This window comes from Streptomyces sp. NPDC018947, from assembly GCF_044390505.1.
Taxonomy (GTDB): domain Bacteria; phylum Actinomycetota; class Actinomycetes; order Streptomycetales; family Streptomycetaceae; genus Streptomyces.
In genome coordinates this window covers 141,162-158,632 of record NZ_JBIRZD010000016.1, presented here as the reverse complement: position 1 = coordinate 158,632, position 17,471 = coordinate 141,162, and the positions used below count along the sequence as shown (strand labels likewise).

At 72.9% G+C, this 17,471-nt stretch carries 15 protein-coding genes; 10 read left to right on the top strand and 5 right to left on the bottom strand.

Annotated elements, in window-relative coordinates; genetic code table 11:
• Positions 1-82: 82 nt before the first annotated feature.
• Entirely contained in the window at positions 83-751 is a 669-nt protein-coding gene (locus ACH499_RS27800) for a PepSY domain-containing protein (RefSeq protein WP_399019105.1), read from the top strand.
• On the opposite strand, the gene ACH499_RS27795 is transcribed toward ACH499_RS27800, so the two are convergent.
• The 3 genes from ACH499_RS27795 to ACH499_RS27785 all read right to left on the bottom strand — a co-directional run bounded on the left by ACH499_RS27795 (position 693) and on the right by ACH499_RS27785 (position 4,350).
• A complete protein-coding gene (locus tag ACH499_RS27795) occupies positions 693-1,967 on the bottom strand; it encodes an MFS transporter (RefSeq protein WP_399019103.1) in 1,275 nt (424 codons plus the stop codon). The genes ACH499_RS27800 and ACH499_RS27795 overlap by 59 nt on opposite strands.
• A gap of 161 nt (positions 1,968-2,128) precedes the next feature.
• Complete coding sequence (gene meaB / locus ACH499_RS27790) at positions 2,129-3,085, bottom strand: methylmalonyl Co-A mutase-associated GTPase MeaB (protein WP_356201617.1); 957 nt, start codon at positions 3,083-3,085, stop codon at positions 2,129-2,131.
• Positions 3,086-3,144: 59 nt separating this feature from the next.
• Positions 3,145-4,350, bottom strand: a complete 1,206-nt coding sequence (locus ACH499_RS27785) for an acetyl-CoA C-acetyltransferase (protein WP_356201619.1) — start codon at positions 4,348-4,350, stop codon at positions 3,145-3,147.
• Between the two features lie 150 nt (positions 4,351-4,500).
• Between ACH499_RS27785 and mce the strand changes: the two genes are divergently transcribed.
• From mce to ACH499_RS27750, 7 genes are all read left to right on the top strand, one after another.
• The gene (gene mce, locus ACH499_RS27780) at positions 4,501-4,941 is read left to right on the top strand and encodes a methylmalonyl-CoA epimerase (RefSeq protein WP_356201621.1); all 441 of its coding nucleotides are present in this window, start codon (positions 4,501-4,503) and stop codon (positions 4,939-4,941) included.
• A gap of 235 nt (positions 4,942-5,176) precedes the next feature.
• On the top strand, positions 5,177-9,157 hold the full coding sequence (scy, locus tag ACH499_RS27775; RefSeq protein WP_399019100.1) for a polarized growth protein Scy: 3,981 nt from the start codon (positions 5,177-5,179) through the stop codon (positions 9,155-9,157).
• Positions 9,158-9,363: 206 nt separating this feature from the next.
• Positions 9,364-10,299, top strand: a complete 936-nt coding sequence (locus ACH499_RS27770; RefSeq protein WP_356201625.1) for a cellulose-binding protein — start codon at positions 9,364-9,366, stop codon at positions 10,297-10,299.
• A 97-nt stretch (positions 10,300-10,396) separates the two neighbouring features.
• Positions 10,397-11,392, top strand: a complete 996-nt coding sequence (locus ACH499_RS27765; RefSeq protein ID WP_399019097.1) for an ABC transporter ATP-binding protein — start codon at positions 10,397-10,399, stop codon at positions 11,390-11,392.
• Positions 11,389-12,165 (top strand): ABC transporter permease, encoded by a 777-nt coding sequence (locus tag ACH499_RS27760; RefSeq protein ID WP_356201629.1) that lies wholly within the window; start codon positions 11,389-11,391, stop codon positions 12,163-12,165. The genes ACH499_RS27765 and ACH499_RS27760 overlap by 4 nt, the downstream gene beginning before the upstream one ends.
• 138 nt (positions 12,166-12,303) lie before the next feature.
• On the top strand, positions 12,304-13,536 hold the full coding sequence (locus ACH499_RS27755; RefSeq protein WP_399019095.1) for an ABC transporter ATP-binding protein: 1,233 nt from the start codon (positions 12,304-12,306) through the stop codon (positions 13,534-13,536).
• The gene (locus ACH499_RS27750; RefSeq protein WP_356201633.1) at positions 13,533-14,402 is read left to right on the top strand and encodes an ABC transporter permease subunit; all 870 of its coding nucleotides are present in this window, start codon (positions 13,533-13,535) and stop codon (positions 14,400-14,402) included. The genes ACH499_RS27755 and ACH499_RS27750 overlap by 4 nt, the downstream gene beginning before the upstream one ends.
• Before the next feature lie 7 nt (positions 14,403-14,409).
• Here ACH499_RS27750 and ACH499_RS27745 read toward each other — a convergent pair whose 3' ends face one another.
• Positions 14,410-14,742 carry an ATP/GTP-binding protein gene (locus tag ACH499_RS27745; protein ID WP_356201635.1) on the bottom strand — a complete coding sequence of 111 codons (333 nt, stop codon included), beginning with the start codon at positions 14,740-14,742 and terminating at the stop codon, positions 14,410-14,412.
• A gap of 198 nt (positions 14,743-14,940) precedes the next feature.
• Here ACH499_RS27745 and ACH499_RS27740 point away from each other — a divergent pair, with 198 nt between their 5' ends.
• The gene (locus ACH499_RS27740) at positions 14,941-15,969 is read left to right on the top strand and encodes an LLM class flavin-dependent oxidoreductase (RefSeq protein WP_356201637.1); all 1,029 of its coding nucleotides are present in this window, start codon (positions 14,941-14,943) and stop codon (positions 15,967-15,969) included.
• A 103-nt stretch (positions 15,970-16,072) separates the two neighbouring features.
• On the opposite strand, the gene ACH499_RS27735 is transcribed toward ACH499_RS27740, so the two are convergent.
• Complete coding sequence (locus ACH499_RS27735; RefSeq protein ID WP_356201639.1) at positions 16,073-16,465, bottom strand: SCO5389 family protein; 393 nt, start codon at positions 16,463-16,465, stop codon at positions 16,073-16,075.
• Positions 16,466-16,745: 280 nt separating this feature from the next.
• Between ACH499_RS27735 and nucS the strand changes: the two genes are divergently transcribed.
• Positions 16,746-17,417 carry an endonuclease NucS gene (nucS, locus tag ACH499_RS27730; protein WP_356201641.1) on the top strand — a complete coding sequence of 224 codons (672 nt, stop codon included), beginning with the start codon at positions 16,746-16,748 and terminating at the stop codon, positions 17,415-17,417.
• The last annotated feature ends 54 nt before the right edge of the window (positions 17,418-17,471 follow it).

Genomic DNA, 17,471 nt, shown 5'->3' with positions numbered 1-17,471 from the left:
CAGGCTGCGCTCAGCGTCGGCGCGGGACAGTGCGGACGTCGCGCAGGACGCCGCGACCGCCGATGTCTCGGGAGGGACCCGCATGAAGCGCAACATCGTGATCGCCGCCGTCACCGCCGCCGCACTGGTCGCGGGAGGCACCGCGACGGCCCTGACGGCCACGGGCGACGACCGCCCGGACACGGGCACGGCACGGCACGTGGACGACGCCCGTGCGGCGGACGACCGGGACGACGACGCCGACGGCCGGGACGACGACGTGCGCGTGGCCGTGGCGAAGGTGACGGCCGCCGACGCCGTCGCCTCCGCCCTGCGCGAGCGCCCGGGCACCGCCGTCTCCGCCGAACTGGACGGCGACGACGACGGCGACCGGGAGCGCGCGGTCTGGGAGGTCGACGTCCTCGCCGGCGACGGCACCTGGCACACCGTCCGCGTCGACCCGGCCACCGGCGGGGTCCTCGGCTCCCGGACGGAGGACGAGGACGACACCGCCGAGGTCCGGGCGGCGCTGAAGGGCACGTCGGTCGGCGCCGCCGAGGCCGCGAGGGCCGCGGCCGGGCACGGCACCGTGACCTCAGTGGAACTCGACGAGGACGGCTACTTCGCCGACGGCCGGCCCGCCTGGGAGGTCGAGACCCGCTCCCCGGGCAAGGCCGAGCGGGACTGGCGCGTCGATCCGAGGACCGGCGAGGTCACGGCCGGTCACCCGCACGGCCCGGACTCGGACGACTCCGGCTCGGACGACGACTGAGCGACCACGCCCGCTCGCCGGACCGGCCGCCGGCCCCCGGCACCAGTGCGGTCGCCGCGGCGACGGCGCCGGACACCGCGAAGCACACCGGCAGCGGCAGCCGTTCCACCAGCAGCCCCACCGCCGCGGCACCGGCCGAACTCCCGGCGTTCACCGCGGTGTTGACCCAGGCGCCCGCCCGGTTGCGGAACTCCGGCGCCACGCTCTCGTCGGCGATCAGGTACGCCGTCGTCAGCGCCGGCGCCACGAACACCCCCGCGCAGGCGACCGCCGCCACCAGGGTGCCGACGCCGGGGGCGAGGCCGGCGGCGGCCAGGCAGAGGCCGAGGCCCGCCGCGAGGAACGGGAGCCGGGCCCGGGTCGGCGAGCTCCAGGTGACGGCGCCGTTGAGCAGACCGCCGGCCGCGCTGCCCACCGACAGCGCCGCGAGCACCCAGGCCACGGTGCCGCCCCCGAGGCCGCGTTCCCCGGCGAAGGCGACGACCAGGAGGTCGACGGCGCTCACCGCGATCCCGACGCCCGCGCAGACGACGACGGGTTGCAGCAGGGCGCGGCCCTGCCCCGCTCCCGCCCGGCCGGAGTCCTCCTTCGCACCGCCCGCCGTCCGCAGCACGCCCGCCGCGGGCGAGGTGGCGAAGGCGAGGGTGCCCGCCGCCACCAGCAGCGCGCTGAGCACCACACCGGCGACCGGCGGGGCGAAGCCGACCACCACGCCGACCAGGAGCGGGCCCGAGACGAAGAGCAGTTCCTCGGCGACACCGTCCAGGCTGTAGGCGCGCTGGAGCATCCGCCGGTCGGGCAGCAGTCCGGCCCACACCGCGCGCATGGTGGAGCCGAGCGGGGGCGTGCAGGCCCCCGTGAGGGCCGCGGCGCCCGCGAGCACGGCCGCGGGCGTACCGGGACGTCCGCAGGCCGCCGCGAGCGCGCACAGCAGGACGGCGTACAGCAGGGCCATGGGGAGCAGGGCACGGCGCGGGCCGTGCCGGTCGACCAGGCCCGCGCGGTAGGGGGACAGGAAGACGCTCGTCGCGCCGAACAGCGCCATGACGGTGCCGGCGACGGCGTAGGACCCGGTGGCCCGGGTCACGGACAGCATCAGGGCCAGGTTGACCGTGCCGTACGACAGCCGCCCGACGAGGGCGGCCGCGAACGTGCGGCGGGCATGGGGGACGCGGAGGACGGCGGCGTACGAGGGCCGCGCGGAGGGCGTGGACACGCGAAGGGTTCCTCAGGAGGGAGGCGAGAAGGGGACGCCGAAGCGCGCGACGGCCGGATGCGGCGGTCGCGCGCGGGGCGGGCCCTATGCCAAGAGGAGGAACACGCGCGTCAAGCTAGCAGCGCGGTCAGCGGGTCTGCCATCCCTTTTCCCGGTCCGTGTCAGCCCCGGGTCAGCCCGGCCACCAGTTCGTCCGCGGCGCGGTACGGGTCCAGTTCGCCCGCCACGATCCGTTCGGCCAGGGCGCCGAGGCGGCGGTCGCCGTGGAGGTCGCCGATGCGTTCGCGCAGGGTGGTGACGGCGATCGTCTCGACCTCGCGGGCGGCGCGGGCCCTGCGGCGTTCGGCCAGCACCCCCCGCTCCTCCATCCAGGCGCGGTGCTTCTCCAGCGCCTCGACGACCTCGTCGACGCCCTCGCCGCGCGCGGCGACGGTCTTGACGATGGGCGGGCGCCAGTCGCCGGGGCCGCGGGCCTCGCCGAGGCCCAGCATGTGGTTCAGCTCGCGGGCGGTCGCGTCCGCCCCGTCCCGGTCCGCCTTGTTGACGACGTACACGTCGCCGATCTCGAGGATTCCGGCCTTGGCGGCCTGGATGCCGTCGCCCATGCCGGGGGCGAGGAGGACGACGGAGGTGTCGGCCTGCGAGGCGATCTCCACCTCGGACTGGCCGACGCCGACGGTCTCGACCAGGACCACGTCGCAGCCGGCCGCGTCCAGCACCCGGATGGCCTGCGGGGCGGCCCAGGCGAGGCCGCCGAGGTGGCCGCGGGTGGCCATGGAGCGGATGTAGACGCCCGGGTCGGAGGCGTGCTCCGACATGCGGACCCGGTCGCCGAGCAGGGCGCCGCCGGAGAACGGGGAGGACGGGTCGACGGCCAGCACGCCGACCCGCTTGCCCTGCTTGCGATAGGCCGTGACCAGCGCCGAGGTGGACGTCGACTTGCCGACGCCCGGCGAGCCGGTCAGGCCGACCACGTACGCGCCCCCGGTGAGCGGCGCGAGCGCCGCCATGACCTCCCTGAGCTGTGGGGACGCCCCCTCCACCAGGGAGATCAGCCGGGCCACGGCCCGCGGCCGGCCCTCTTGGGCCTGGGCGACCAGCGAGGAGACGTCCTGCATCACAGCTCCGTTCCGAGTAGCGCGTAGAGAGGGGTCCGAGTAACGCGGAGAGGGGGGTCTCAGGCCCCGGGCACCCGCACGATCAGCGCGTCGCCCTGGCCGCCGCCGCCGCACAGGGCCGCCGCGCCGACGCCGCCGCCGCGCCGCTTCAGCTCCAGCGCCAGGTGGAGGACGAGCCGGGCGCCGGACATGCCGATCGGGTGGCCGAGGGCGATGGCGCCGCCGTTGACGTTCACCTTTTCGGTGGACACGCCGAGGTCCTTCATGGACTGCACGGCGACGGCCGCGAACGCCTCGTTGATCTCGATCAGGTCGAGGTCGCCGACCTCCAGGCCCTCCTTCTTCAGGGCGTGCCGGATGGCGTTGGACGGCTGCGACTGCAAAGAGTTGTCGGGGCCGGCCACATTGCCGTGGGCGCCGATCTCCGCCAGCCACTCCAGGCCCAGCTCCTCGGCCTTGGCCCGGCTCATGACGACCACGGCCGCCGCGCCGTCGGAGATCTGCGAGGAGGAGCCGGCGGTGATCGTGCCGTCCTTGGCGAACGCCGGGCGCAGCTTGCCGAGGGACTCGGCGGTGGTGTCGCCGCGGATGCCCTCGTCCTTGCTGAACACCACCGCGTCGCCCTTGCGCTGCGGGATCTCGACCGGGGTGATCTCGGCCTCGAAGACGCCGTTCTTCTGGGCGGCGGCGGCGCGCTGGTGGGACAGGGCGGCGATCTCGTCCTGCTCCGGACGGGTGATTCCGAGGCGGGTGTTGTGCTTCTCCGTCGACTCGCCCATGGCGATGTTCTCGAAGGAGTCGGTCAGACCGTCGTACGCCATGGCGTCGAGCATCTGCACCGCGCCGTACTTGTAGCCCTCGCGGGACTTCGGCAGCAGGTGCGGGGCGTTGGTCATCGACTCCTGGCCGCCGGCCACGACGATGTCGAATTCACCGGCGCGAATGAGCTGGTCGGCGAGGGCGATGGCGTCCAGGCCGGAGAGGCACACCTTGTTGATCGTGAGCGCCGGGACGTTCATGGGGATGCCGGCCTTGACGGCGGCCTGGCGGGCGGGGATCTGGCCGGCGCCCGCCTGGAGCACCTGCCCCATGATCACGTACTGGACCTGGTCGCCGCCGATGCCCGCGCGGTCGAGGGCCGCCTTGATCGCGAAGCCGCCGAGGTCGGCTCCGGAGAAGGACTTCAGCGAGCCGAGCAGCCGCCCCATCGGGGTGCGCGCACCCGCGACGATGACGGAGGTCGTGCCGTTCGTTGCAGAAGACATGAGCTGCGATCCCCTTTTCCGGCCCGCGCAGGCCGAGGAGTGAACGAGGGTTTACTCGAATGTACTGAGCGGGTATCCCGCCCGTCACTGTGCTGTCGGTGTGATCGCCCGCACGTTGCGCAACCACCTCCGGAGCGCTGCACTGATTCCATGCTGACGCGAATCGACCACATCGGAATCGCCTGCCGCGACCTCGACGCGACCGTCGAGTTCTACCGTGCCACCTACGGCTTCGAGGTGTCCCACACCGAGGTCAACGAGGAGCAGGGCGTGCGCGAGGCCATGCTCAAGATCAACGATACGTCGGACGGCGGCGCCTCGTACCTCCAGTTGCTGGAGCCGACGCGGGAGGACTCCGCGGTCGGCAAGTGGCTGGCGAAGAACGGGGAGGGCGTCCACCACATCGCGTTCGGTACGGCGGACGTCGACGCGGACGCCGCGGACATCCGGGGCAAGGGCGTACGCGTCCTGTACGACGAGCCGCGGCGCGGTTCCATGGGGTCGAGGATCACCTTCCTGCACCCCAAGGACTGCCATGGCGTACTGACAGAACTGGTCACTTCGGCGGCCGTTGAGTCACCTGAGCACTGACTGCCGTACATAAGGGCCGGTAGGGTTGGGTGCGGTCGCCGCTCAGTCCAGGGTGACCCGGTCCTGTCGTCGTCGGCGCCGGGACCGCCGGGGTCCGTGTTTCGGGGGGCGAGCGACGGGGCAGCAGCCCATGCTCCGCCGTTGATCTGACACCATTCCCCCGGGGGCCCCGTTCGGCGGACGGACGGAGCCCGTTCTAAGGGATTTGCGACCAGGGGACGGATGGGACCGCGCAGTGCGGGGCTACGAGAGCCAGGAGCGAGAGCCGGCGGCTGACGTCGACCACCTCTCTCGGTTCGAGGCCGAGATGAAGCGGCTGAAGACCGAGCGGGAAAAGGCGATCCAGCACGCCGAGGACCTCGGCTACCAGGTCGAGGTGCTGCGCGCCAAGCTGCACGAGGCGCGGCGCACCATCATGTCCCGGCCCGCCTTCGACGGCGGCGACCTCGGGTACCAGGCCGAGCAGTTGCTGCGCAACGCGCAGATGCAGGCCGACCAGTTGCGCGCGGACGCCGAGCGGGAGCTGAGCCAGGCCCGCGCCCAGACCCAGCGCATCCTCCAGGAGCACGCCGAGCAGGCCGCCCGGCTCCAGGCCGAGCTGCACCAGGAGGCGGTGACCCGGCGCCAGCAGCTCGACCAGGAGCTGGCCGAGCGCCGGCAGACCGTCGAGTCGCACGTCAACGAGAACGTGGCGTGGGCCGAGCAGCTCCGCGCCCGCACCGAGCAGCAGGCCCGCCGGCTGCTCGACGAGTCCCGCGCCGAGGCCGAACAGGCCCTGGCCGCGGCCCGCGCGGAGGCCGAACGGCTGACCTCCGAGGCCCGGCAGCGGCTGCGCGACGACGCCGAGACGGCGCGTGCCGAGGCGGAGCAGATCCTGCGCCGCGCCCGCACGGACGCCGAACGGCTGCTGAACGCCGCCTCCACCCAGGCGCAGGAGGCCACCGACCACGCCGAACAGCTCCGCAGCACCACGGCGAGCGAGACGGAGTCGGCGCGCCGGCAGGCGCAGGAGCTGAGCCGGACCGCCGAGCAGCGGATGGCCGAGGCCGAGGAGGCGCTGCGCAAGGCGCAGTCCGAGGCCGAGAAGCTGGTCACCGAGGCCAAGGACGCCGCGGCCAAGGCCCTCTCCAGCGCCGAGGCGGCCAACGAGCAGCGCACCCGCACCGCCAAGGAGCAGGTCGCCCGGCTGGTCAGCGAGGCCACGAAGGACGCCGAGACCACCAGGGCCGAGGCCGAGCAGCTCGTCGCCGACGCCCGCGCCGAGGCCGAGAAGATCGTCGCCGAGGCCGCGGAGAAGGCCCGCACCGTCACCGCCGAGGAGTCGGCGACCCAGCTCTCCAAGGCCGCGAAGACCGCCGAGGACGTGCTGAACAAGGCGTCGGAGGAGGCCAAGCGGACCACGAAGGCCGCCGTCGAGGAGGCCGAGCGGATCCGCCGGGAGGCCGAGGCCGAGGCGGACCGGCTGCGGGCCGAGGCCCACGACATCGCCGAGGAGCTCAAGGGCGCGGCGAAGGACGACACCAAGGAGTACCGCGCCAAGACGGTCGAGCTGCAGGAGGAGGCCCGCCGGCTGCGCGGCGAGGCCGAGCAGCTGCGCGCCGACGCGGTCGCGGAGGGCGAGAAGATCCGCGCCGAGGCCCGCAAGGAGGCCGTGGCGCAGATCGAGGAGGCGGCGAAGACCGCGGAGGAGCTGCTCTCCAAGGCCAAGGCGGACGCCGACGAGCTGCGGCGGACGGCCACCGCGGACAGCGAGAAGGTCCGCACCGAGGCGATCGAGCGGGCGACGACGCTGCGCCGGCAGGCCGAGGAGACGCTGGAGCGCACCCGCGCCGAGGCCGAGCGGCACCGCGCGGAGGCCGCCGAACGCGCCGAGGAGCTGGGTGCGGAGGCCGAGCGCGCCGCCCGCGAGCTGCGCGAGGAGACCGAGCGCGCCGTCGAGGCCCGGCAGGCCCAGGCCGCCGAGGAGCTCGCCCGGCTGCACGCCGAGGCCGAGGAGCGCCGGGGCGCCGCCGAGCAGGTGCTGACGGAGGCCCGTGAGGAGGGCGCGCGGATCCGCCGCGAGGCCGCCGAGGAGAGCGAGCGGCTGCGCACCGACGCCGCGGAGCGGATCCGGGCGCTGCGGGAGCAGGCCGAGACCGAGGCCGAGCGGCTGCGCACCGAGGCCGCCGCGGACGCCTCCGCCTCCCGCGCGGAGGGCGAGGCCGTCGCCGTACGCCTGCGGTCGGAGGCCGCGAGCGAGGCGGAGCGGCTGAAGTCGGAGGCGCAGGACAGCGCGGACCGGGTGCGGGCGGAGGCCCAGGCCGCCGCCGAGCGCATCGCCGCCGAGGCGTCCGAGGCGCTCGCGGCGGCGCAGGAGGAGGCCGCCCGGCGCCGGCGCGAGGCCGAGGAGCTGCTGGGCGCGGCCCGTCAGGAGGCCGACCAGGAGCGCGAGCGGGCCCGCGAGCAGAGCGAGGAGCTGCTGGCCTCCGCGCGCACCCGCGTGGAGGAGGCGCAGGCCGAGGCGACCCGTCTGGTCGAGGAGGCCGACCGGCGCGCGACCGAGATGGTGTCGGCCGCCGAGCAGCACGCGCAGCAGGTACGGGAGTCGGTCGCCGGGCTGCACGAGCAGGCCCAGGAGGAGATCTCCGGGCTGCGCAGCGCCGCCGAGCACGCGGCGGAGCGGGCCCGGCGCGAGGCCGAGGAGGAGGCGGACCGGGTCCGCGCCGACGCCTACGCGGAGCGGGAGCGGGCGAGCGAGGACGCCGGCCGGCTGCGCCGCGAGGCGCAGGGGGAGGCGGAGGCCGCCCAGGCGCTGGCCGAGCGGACGGTGTCCGAGGCGATCGCGGAGGCCGACCGGATCCGCGCGGACGTGGCGGAGCACGCCCAGCGGGTGCGTACCGAGGCGTCGGACACGATCGCCGAGGCGGAGCAGAGCGCGGCGCGGACCCGGGCCGACGCCCGCGAGGACGCCAACCGCATCCGGTCCGACGCGGCGACGCAGGCGGACACCCTGATCACCGAGGCGCGCGCCGAGGCGGAGCGGCTCACCACGACGACGGCCGCCGAGACGGACCGGATCCGGACGGAGACGGTCGCGGAGGCGGAGCGTGTCCGCACCGAGGCGGCGGCCGAGGCCGAGCGGCTCACCACGGACGCGGCGAACGAGGCGGAGCGGCTGCGCGCGGAGTCGGTCGCGGAGGCCGAGCGGGTCCGTGCCGAGGCGGGTGCCCAGGCGGAGCGGCTGCTGTCGGAGGCCACCGGAGAGGCGGAGCGGCTGCGTGCCGAGGCCGCCGAGGCGGTCGGTTCCGCCCAGCAGCACGCGGAGCGGATCCGGGCCGAGGCCGAGCGGGTCGAGGCGGAGGCGGCGGCGCGGGCCGAGCAGGTCACCGCGGCCGCCCGCGAGGAGGCCGAACGCACCCTGGACGAGGCCCGCAAGGACGCCAACAAGCGGCGTTCGGAGGCGGCCGAGCAGGTCGACACGCTCATCTCGGAGACCACGGCGGAGGCCGACAAGCTGCTCGCCGAGGCGCGCCAGCAGGCCCAGAAGGCCACCGCGGACGCCGAGTCGCAGGCCGACACGATGGTCGGCGCGGCCCGCGCGGAGGCCGACCGGATCGTCGCCGAGGCGACCGTCGAGGGCAACACCCGGGTGGAGAAGGCCCGTACGGACGCGGACGAGCTGCTGGTCGGCGCCCGCCGGGACGCGACCGCCATAAGGGAGCGCGCGGAGGAGCTGCGCGTGCGCCTCACCTCCGAGATCGAGGAACTGCACGAGCGGGCCCGCCGCGAGGCCGCCGAGACGATGAGGTCGGCCGGCGACCGCTGCGACGCGCTCATCAAGGCCTCCGAGGAGCAGCTCGCCAAGGCGGAGGCGAAGGCCAAGGAGCTGGTGTCGGAGGCCAACTCCGAGGCCGGCAAGGTGCGCATCGCCGCCGTCAAGAAGGCGGAGGGGCTGCTGAAGGAGGCCGAGCAGAAGAAGGCCAAGCTGGTCAAGGAGGCCGAGGAGCTGAAGGCCGAGGCGATCCGCGAGGCCCGGCGCACGGTCGAGGAGGGCAAGCGCGAGCTGGAGATCCTGGTGCGGCGCCGCGAGGACATCAACGCCGAGATCTCGCGGGTCCAGGACGTGCTGGAGGCGCTGGAGTCCTTCGAGGCCCCGGCCGGCGGCAAGGACGGCGGGGTGAAGGCCGGAGCGACGGTCGGTGCCCCGCGTTCGGGTGGCAAGTCGTCAGACGGCTAGCCTGCGGGGAGGTTTCGGTGTGTCCTGGAAGGCTGTGTCCGCCTCCGACTTGACCTTTGACGTGAACTTTGGCAAGCCATCCGTAGGTCAGCCACTCAAAAGAGGTGTCATTCTTCAGATCAAACACGCATCCGCTCGATGACACACCGCATTGGCGCCTAGGATTCCCTCTATCACCTCACCCGGTCTCTTTCGACAGGAACCCCATGAGCGACACTTCCCCCTACGGCTTCGAGCTTGTGCGGCGTGGGTACGACCGCGCTCAGGTGGACGAACGTATCTCCAAGCTCGTCTCCGACCGTGACAGCGCTCTGTCCCGCATCACCGCACTGGAAAAGCGCATCGAGGAGCTCCACCTCGAGACCCAGAACGCCCAGGCCCAGGTCAACGACGCCGAGCCGTCGTACGCCGGTCTCGGTGCCCGGGTCGAGAAGATCCTGCGCCTCGCCGAGGAGGAGGCGAAGGACCTGCGGGAGGAGGCCCGGCGCGCCGCCGAGCAGCACCGCGAGCTCGCCGAGTCGGCGGCCCAGCAGGTGCGCAACGACGCCGAGTCGTACGCCGCCGAGCGCAAGGCCAAGGCCGAGGACGAGGGCGTCCGGATCGTCGAGAAGGCCAAGAGCGACGCGTCGCAGCTCCGTGCCGAGGCGCAGAAGGACGCGCAGTCCAAGCGTGAGGAAGCGGACGCGCTCTTCGAGGAGACCCGCGCCAAGGCCGCGCAGGCCGCCGCCGACTTCGAGACGAACCTCGCCAAGCGCCGCGAGCAGTCCGAGCGCGACCTGGCGTCCCGTCAGGCCAAGGCGGAGAAGCGGCTCGCGGAGATCGAGCACCGCGCGGAGCAGCTCCGTCTGGAGGCGGAGAAGCTGCGCACGGACGCCGAGCGCCGGGCCCGTCAGACCGTCGAGACGGCGCAGCGCCAGGCCGAGGACATCGTGGCCGACGCCAACGCCAAGGCCGACCGCATCCGTTCGGAATCCGAGCGCGAGCTGGCCGCCCTCACCAACCGCCGCGACTCCATCAACGCGCAGCTCACCAACGTGCGCGAGATGCTGGCGACCCTCACGGGCGCCGCGGTGGCCGCCGCCGGCTCGCCGGCCGAGGACGAGTCGGTCTCCCGCGGGGTGCCGGCCCAGCAGACCCGCTGACGCCGGGGCGCGAGGCGACCGGACAAGGGAAGTACACGGGTGAAGCCCTCTGCCACTGAGGTGGCAGAGGGCTTCGTCCCGTTCTAGCGTGGGCCGCATGATCGAGCTCGAGGGGCTGACCAAGCGGTACGGCGAGAAGGTGGCGGTCAACAACCTCACGTTCACCGTCAGACCCGGCATCATCACCGGTTTCCTCGGGCCGAACGGCGCGGGCAAGTCGACCACGATGCGCATGGTGCTGGGCCTGGACCGGCCCACCGCCGGGGGCGTCCGCATCGACGGCCGCCGCTACGACCAGTTGAAGGACCCGCTCACGTACGTCGGCGCCCTGCTGGACGCCAAGGCCGTGCACGGCGGGCGCAGCGCCTACAACCACCTGCTCTGTCTGGCGCAGGCCAACGGGATCCCGTCCCGGCGGGTGGACGAGGTGCTGGACACCGTGGGCCTGACGGCGGTCGCCCGGAAGAAGGCGAAGGGGTTCTCCCTCGGCATGGGCCAGCGGCTCGGCATCGCCGGCGCGCTGCTCGGCGACCCGCGGATCCTGATGTTCGACGAACCCGTCAACGGCCTGGACCCCGAGGGCATCCACTGGATCCGCAATCTGATGAAGACGCTGGCGGCGCAGGGCCGTACGGTCTTCGTCTCCTCCCATCTGATGAGCGAGATGGCGCTGACGGCCGACCATCTGGTGGTCATCGGCCAGGGCAGGCTGCTGGCCGACACCTCGATGGCCGAGTTCATCGCCGAGAACTCGCGCAGCTACGTCCGTATCCGCACCCCGCAGCGCGAGGCGCTGCTCGACGTCCTGCACGAGGCGGGGATCACGGTCGTCGAGTCCGGCGCCGAGGCCCTGGAGGTGGACGGCGACAAGTCGGAGGCGATCGGCGAGCTGGCGGCGCGCAACCACATCGTGCTGCACGAGCTGAGCCCGCAGCGGGCCTCGCTGGAGGAGGCGTTCATGCAGCTCACGGCGGAGTCGGTGGAGTACCACGCGCACGACGGGCAGCCTCCCGCGGCCGCGCCGCCGCAGGACGACGCGCGGGGCGTTCAGCAGCGGGCACAGCAGTGGGGCAGCGACTGGAGGCAGCGATGAGCACCGCCGCGACACAGGTGGTCCGGTCCGAGTGGACCAAGATCCGTTCGGTGGCGTCGACGGTGTGGACGCTGTCCCTCGCCGTGGTCGTCACCGTCGCCCTCGGCATGCTGATCTCGGCCCTGTCGAAGAACGAGTTCGGTGACATGAGCGCGCGCGACCGGCTCTCCTTCGACCCGACCTTCATCAGCTTCGCCGGGATGAGCCTCGGTCAGCTCGCCATGATCGTGTTCGGGGTGCTGGTGGTGGCGAACGAGTACAGCTCCGGCATGATCCGCACCTCGCTGGCGGCCGTGCCGCAGCGCGGCACCTTCCTGTTCAGCAAGATCGTCGTGGCGACCGCGCTGGCGCTGGCGGTCTCCATGGTCACCAGCTTCGTCACCTTCTTCCTCGGGCAGGCGATGCTCGGCGACCTCAAGGCGTCGATCGGCGATCCGGGCGTGCTGCGGGCCGTGATCGGCGGCGGCCTCTACATGACGCTGATCGCGGTGTTCTCGATGGGTGTCGCCGCGATGCTGCGCTCCCCGATGCTGTCGCTCGGCATTCTGATGCCGTTCTTCTTCCTGATCTCCAACATCCTGGGCAACGTCGACGTGACCAAGAAGGTCGGCCAGTTCCTGCCCGACCAGGCCGGCAGCAAGATCATGCAGGTGGTGACGCCGATCGACGACGACGCCCCGTACGGCCCTTGGGGCGGGCTCGGGATCATGGCACTGTGGGTGGCCGCGGCGCTCGTCGGCGGCTACCTCGTGCTGAAGCGGCGGGACGCGTAGGGAGGAGATCCGGAACGGCCGGTTCTCGGCCCGGGGTTTTTACCCGGCCTTGAAGGGAACCGTCAGCGCCTCGATATCCTCCTAACCCTTACGGGGGCGTATGCCCCGCTGCAATGAACCTTCCGATGGGTGCGGAGCATGATCGAGGCAGTCGGCCTGACCAAGCGTTACGGCGACAAGACCGCTGTGCACAATCTGTCCTTCCGGGTGCGTCCCGGCGCCGTCACCGGCTTCCTCGGTCCCAACGGCTCCGGCAAGTCGACCACGATGCGGATGATCCTCGGCCTGGACAACCCCACGTCCGGGCACGTGACGATCGGCGGTCATCCGTACCGCCGGCTGCCCAACGCGCCCCGCCAGGTCGGCGCGCTGCTGGACGCCAAGGCGGTGCACGGCGGCCGTTCGGCCCGCAACCACCTGCTGAGCCTGGCCCAGCTGTCCGGCATCCCGGCCCGGCGCGTGGACGAGGTGCTCGGCGTGGTCGGGCTCCAGGACGTGGCCAAGCGCCGCTCCAAGGGCTTCTCCCTGGGCATGGGCCAGCGGCTCGGCATCGCCGCCGCGCTGCTCGGCGACCCGCAGGTGCTGCTCTTCGACGAGCCGGTCAACGGCCTGGACCCCGAGGGCATCCTCTGGGTGCGCAACCTGATGCGGGCGCTCGCGGCGGAGGGCCGTACGGTCTTCGTCTCCTCGCACCTGATGAGCGAGATGGCGCTGACCGCCGACCACCTGATCGTCATCGGGCGCGGCCAGCTCATGGCCGACATGAGCGTGAAGGACTTCATCTCGGCCAACTCGGCCGACTTCGCACGCGTCCGCACTCCCGACAGCGAGCCGCAGCTCCGCGAGAAGCTGACCACCTCGCTGACCGAGGCGGGCGGGCACGTGCTGCCCGAGCAGGACGGCGCGCTGCGCGTGACGGGCCTGCCGCTGCCCCGGATCAGCGACCTCGCCCACGAGGCCGGCGTACGGCTGTGGGAGCTGTCGCCGCACCAGGCCTCGCTGGAGGAGGCCTACATGCGGATGACACAGGGCGCCGTCGACTACCGGTCGACCATCGACCAGAAGGCCGGGCTCCAGCAGCCGCTGCCGCCCGGCGCGCAGCCCCCGATGCCGGTGCCGGGGCAGGGCCAGCCGGGCTGGTACGCCCCGCCGCCGCCCCAGGGCGGTCCGCAGGGCGCGCCGGGACAGGCCCCCGTGGGCCCGTACGGCGCCCCGGCCGCGCCCGGCGCGGCGCCGGCGGGTGCCGCACCGCAGAACCCGTACGCGCAGCCGCCCGCCCCGGCCGCCCAGCCGGCCGGGTCCGCCCCGCAGCCGGCGCCCGCCGCCCCCGCGCCCGTCACCGAACCGACCGAGTCCGAGGACGCCCGATGAGCACGCCCCAGCCCCCGATGCCGAAGGCCGCACCCGAGTGGCAGGCGGCCCCCGCCCCGTCGTACGCGGGCTACACCTCGCCGATCCCCGTGGTGCGCACGCACCTCGGGCACGCGGTCGCCTCCGAGTGGACCAAGATGAGGTCGGTGCGCTCGACGATGTGGACGCTGGGCGTCTTCGTCCTGCTGGTCGTCGGGATCGGCCTGCTGACCGGCCTGGTGGTGTCCGGCTCGTCCGCGGACGTGTCGGGCGAGAGCGCGCTCAGCCTCGGCTTCTTCGGCCTGCTGCTCGGCGGCATGTGCCTCATCACGCTCGGCGTGCTGACCACCGCCTCGGAGTACGGCACCGGCATGGTCCGCACGACGATGACCGCGTGCCCGAGCCGCGGCCGGGTGCTCGCCGCGAAGGCGATCGTCTTCTTCCTCGTGGCGTTCGTCGTGACGCTGGTGTCCTCGACGGTCGTCGCCCTGGCGCACGTGGCACTGCTGGAGGGCAACGGCGCGGTGGATCCCTCCGGCGAGGAGTGGCTGAAGGGCACCGTGGGCATCTCGCTCTACGTCGCGCTGCTCGGGCTGCTCTCGCTCGCCGTCGGCTCGGTCATCCGGCACTCGGCGGGAGCCATCACGCTCATGATCGGGGCCGTGCTGGCGCCCCTGGTGATCGCGCTGTTCATGTTCGCCGAGTCCCTCCAGGACGTGCGCGACGCCCTGTTCGAGTACTCGATCCCGAACCAGATGAGCGTCTTCTACACCAGCTCCCTCACGGAGTCCGGCCCGTCCGGCTGGGACCCGCTGTGGATCATGCTCGGGGTGACGGCCGCGGCGCTCGCCGGCGCCTACGCCCTGCTCCGGAGCCGGGACGTCTAGACGGCACTCAGAACTTCGGCGCGTTACGGGACCGCTGCACCCGCGTGGTGCGGCGGTCCTTCGCGTTCCAGCAGGACTTGTGCCAGTGCCGGCGGTCGTCGACCCCCGCGTGCTCCGGCCAGGCCACCACGTGCGGTACGCCGTCGGGGATCAACTGGTCGCAGCCCGGGCAGCGGTACGACTTGCCCTGCGCGCTGGCGCCGGCCACGTGCCGTACGCTCCACTGCTCGCCCTGCCAGTTCTCCGACGACTGCCAGCCGCCGTAGCGGCCGGAACCGTCGTCCTCGGCGCTCCGGCCGGGCAGGCCGGCTCCCTTGGGTCGGTTGCGACGCGGCGACACGGGACACCTCACGGAGCTATACAGGAAGTACGGGCCCATCCAGCGTACGCGGCACCCGCGCACCGCCCCGGACCTGCCGCGACGGCCGATTCTGCAGACAATCCGCAAATCCCTTCCCCGCCCGTGTCCTCGGCACGTGTCAGGAGGTTATGCCCTGTGGGGGAGCTCCGTGTCGGGGCCGAGGAAGCAGGAAAAGCAATGCGCGTAGGAAGTTTCGTGCTGGGCGCCCAGTTCCCGGGCCAGGGCCAGGGAGAGGCGCTGCACCGCGCCGTGCGCTCCGCCGAGGTCGCCGAGGAGGCGGGTCTCGACACGGTCTGGCTGGCCGAGCACCACTTCGTGCCGTACGGCACGTGTCCGTCGGCCGTGACGCTGGCCGCGCTGCTGCTGGGCCGCACCCGCCGGGTCCGGGTCGGCACGGCGGTCAGCGTGCTGCCCACCGTCCACCCCGTCGCCCTCGGCGAGCAGGCCGCGCTGCTGCACGTCACGAGCGGCGGCCGGTTCTCGCTGGGCGTGGGCCGCGGCGGCCCGTGGGTCGACCTGGAGGTGTTCGGAGCGGGCCTCGACGCGTACGAAAAGGGGTTCCCGGAGTCACTCGATCTGCTGGTGCGCTGGCTGCGCGAACCGGCCGTCGCCGCCTCGGGCGAGCGCTTCCGGTTCCGCGAGGTGCCCGTCGTCCCGCGTCCCTCCGAGGCGCTGTCGGAGGCCCCGGGCCCGGAGGTGGTGGTCGCCTGCACCTCCCCGTCGAGCGTGCGCACGGCCGCCGGGCGCGGGCTGCCGATGCTGCTCGGGATGCACGTCGGGGACGAGGAGAAGGCCGAGATGGTCGCGCTGTGGAAGCGGTGCGCCCGCGACGCCGGACGGCCGGAGGAGGAGATCCGCGGCGCCGCCCATGTCTCGGCCGGCGTCTGCCAGATCGCGGACCGGCGAACGGACGCGGCGGAGACCCTGCTCAAGGCGATGCCGGGCTGGCTGCGGCAGGGGCTGGACGCCCACGTCACGGTGGACGGCCGCGCGCGGCGGATGCGCGACCCGCTGGCGTACACCGAACTGCTCTGCGGGCTGCACCCGGTGGGCACGCCACGGCTGTGCGCGGACCGGCTCGCGGCGACCAGCGAGCGGACCGGCATCTCGCGGTTCGCCCTGCTCATGGAGGGCTCCGGCGATCTCGCGGCGACCGAGGAGAACGTACGGCGGCTCGGGGCCGAGGTACTCCCCCAGCTCCGCTGAGGACGAACCCCCGCCTTCTACGCGGGACATGCCGGGAGACTTGCCGCTCCGGTACAAGAACTGCACCTCCCGCGTACGGAGCGGCAAGCGGACGAACATCGCGTCAGCAGTCGCGGAATTCCGGCGACTGGTTCAGCAACTGGCTGCGCACCGAGGTGAAACGGGTCAGCGTCTCGTCGACGGAGGAGTCCAACGGGAACACCGCCACCCGGTGGCAGTTCTGGAAGGCCAGCCGCACACCGAAGTGCCGCTGCAGCGCACCGCGTATCGCGTCACTCGCGAGCGCACGCAGTAGCTGACCGCGTGCCTGCTCGTCCGGCGGGGGCGTCTGGTTGTCGGCGAACGCTCCGCCGTCGACCTTCAGCTGTGCCACCAGGGAGCTGATCATCTCCCATGCGTAGGGCAGGGAGGTCCGGACGCAGTCGACGAATTCTGCTTCGTCGACCTCGCCTCGCTCGGCCTTCTCGAGTAGGGCCGGTGAGACGTCGAGCGACATGGGTTCTCCTCTCGCACCCCCGAACAGCAGGGGTTGCCGGACAGTGAAGGGAGCGCGCGATGCCGAACACGCTGCGTAAACGCCTCGCGACCTCCCGTTCAATACCGTAAGCAACCGATCGTGACCGCACCAGGAGAATGCCGAGATGCGCAACATCCGGTACGCACACAATCGGCCAGTGCGCAACACGGGGCCAATGGGAGAAGTGGGACGCTCCCGGGGCCGCTCCGGGCGGAGGCGAATCGCGCCGGGACGGGCACGTCGAGTAGCGTTGCCGACCATGCGTCTCGTCATTGCCCGCTGCTCCGTCGACTACGCCGGACGGCTCACCGCCCACCTCCCCTCGGCCCCCCGGCTGATCCTGGTCAAGGCGGACGGCAGCGTCTCGATCCACGCCGACGACCGGGCCTACAAGCCCCTCAACTGGATGTCGCCGCCCTGCACCCTCAAGGAGGGCAGCGGTGACGAGGCGGGCGTGTGGACCGTCGTCAACAAGGCGGGCGAGAAGCTCATCATCACGATGGAGGAGATCCTCCACGACTCCTCGCACGAACTGGGCGTGGATCCCGGCCTGATCAAGGACGGTGTGGAGGCCCACCTCCAGGAGCTGCTCGCCGACCGCATCGAGACCCTCGGCGAGGGCTACACCCTGATCCGCCGCGAGTACCCGACGGCCATCGGGCCCGTCGACATCCTGTGCCGGGACGCGGAGGGGAGGACGGTCGCCGTCGAGATCAAGCGGCGCGGCGAGATCGACGGCGTGGAGCAGCTCACGCGGTACCTGGAGCTGCTGAACCGCGACCCCCATCTGGCCCCCGTGCGCGGTGTCTTTGCCGCCCAGGAGATCAAGCCGCAGGCGCGTGTGCTGGCCACCGACCGCGGCATCGGCTGCCAGGTGCTGGACTACGACGCGCTGCGCGGCATCGAGGACGACAAGCTGCGGCTGTTCTGAGCCGCACGCGCACGACGTGGAAGGGCCGGGTCCGCCGATGCGGACCCGGCCCTT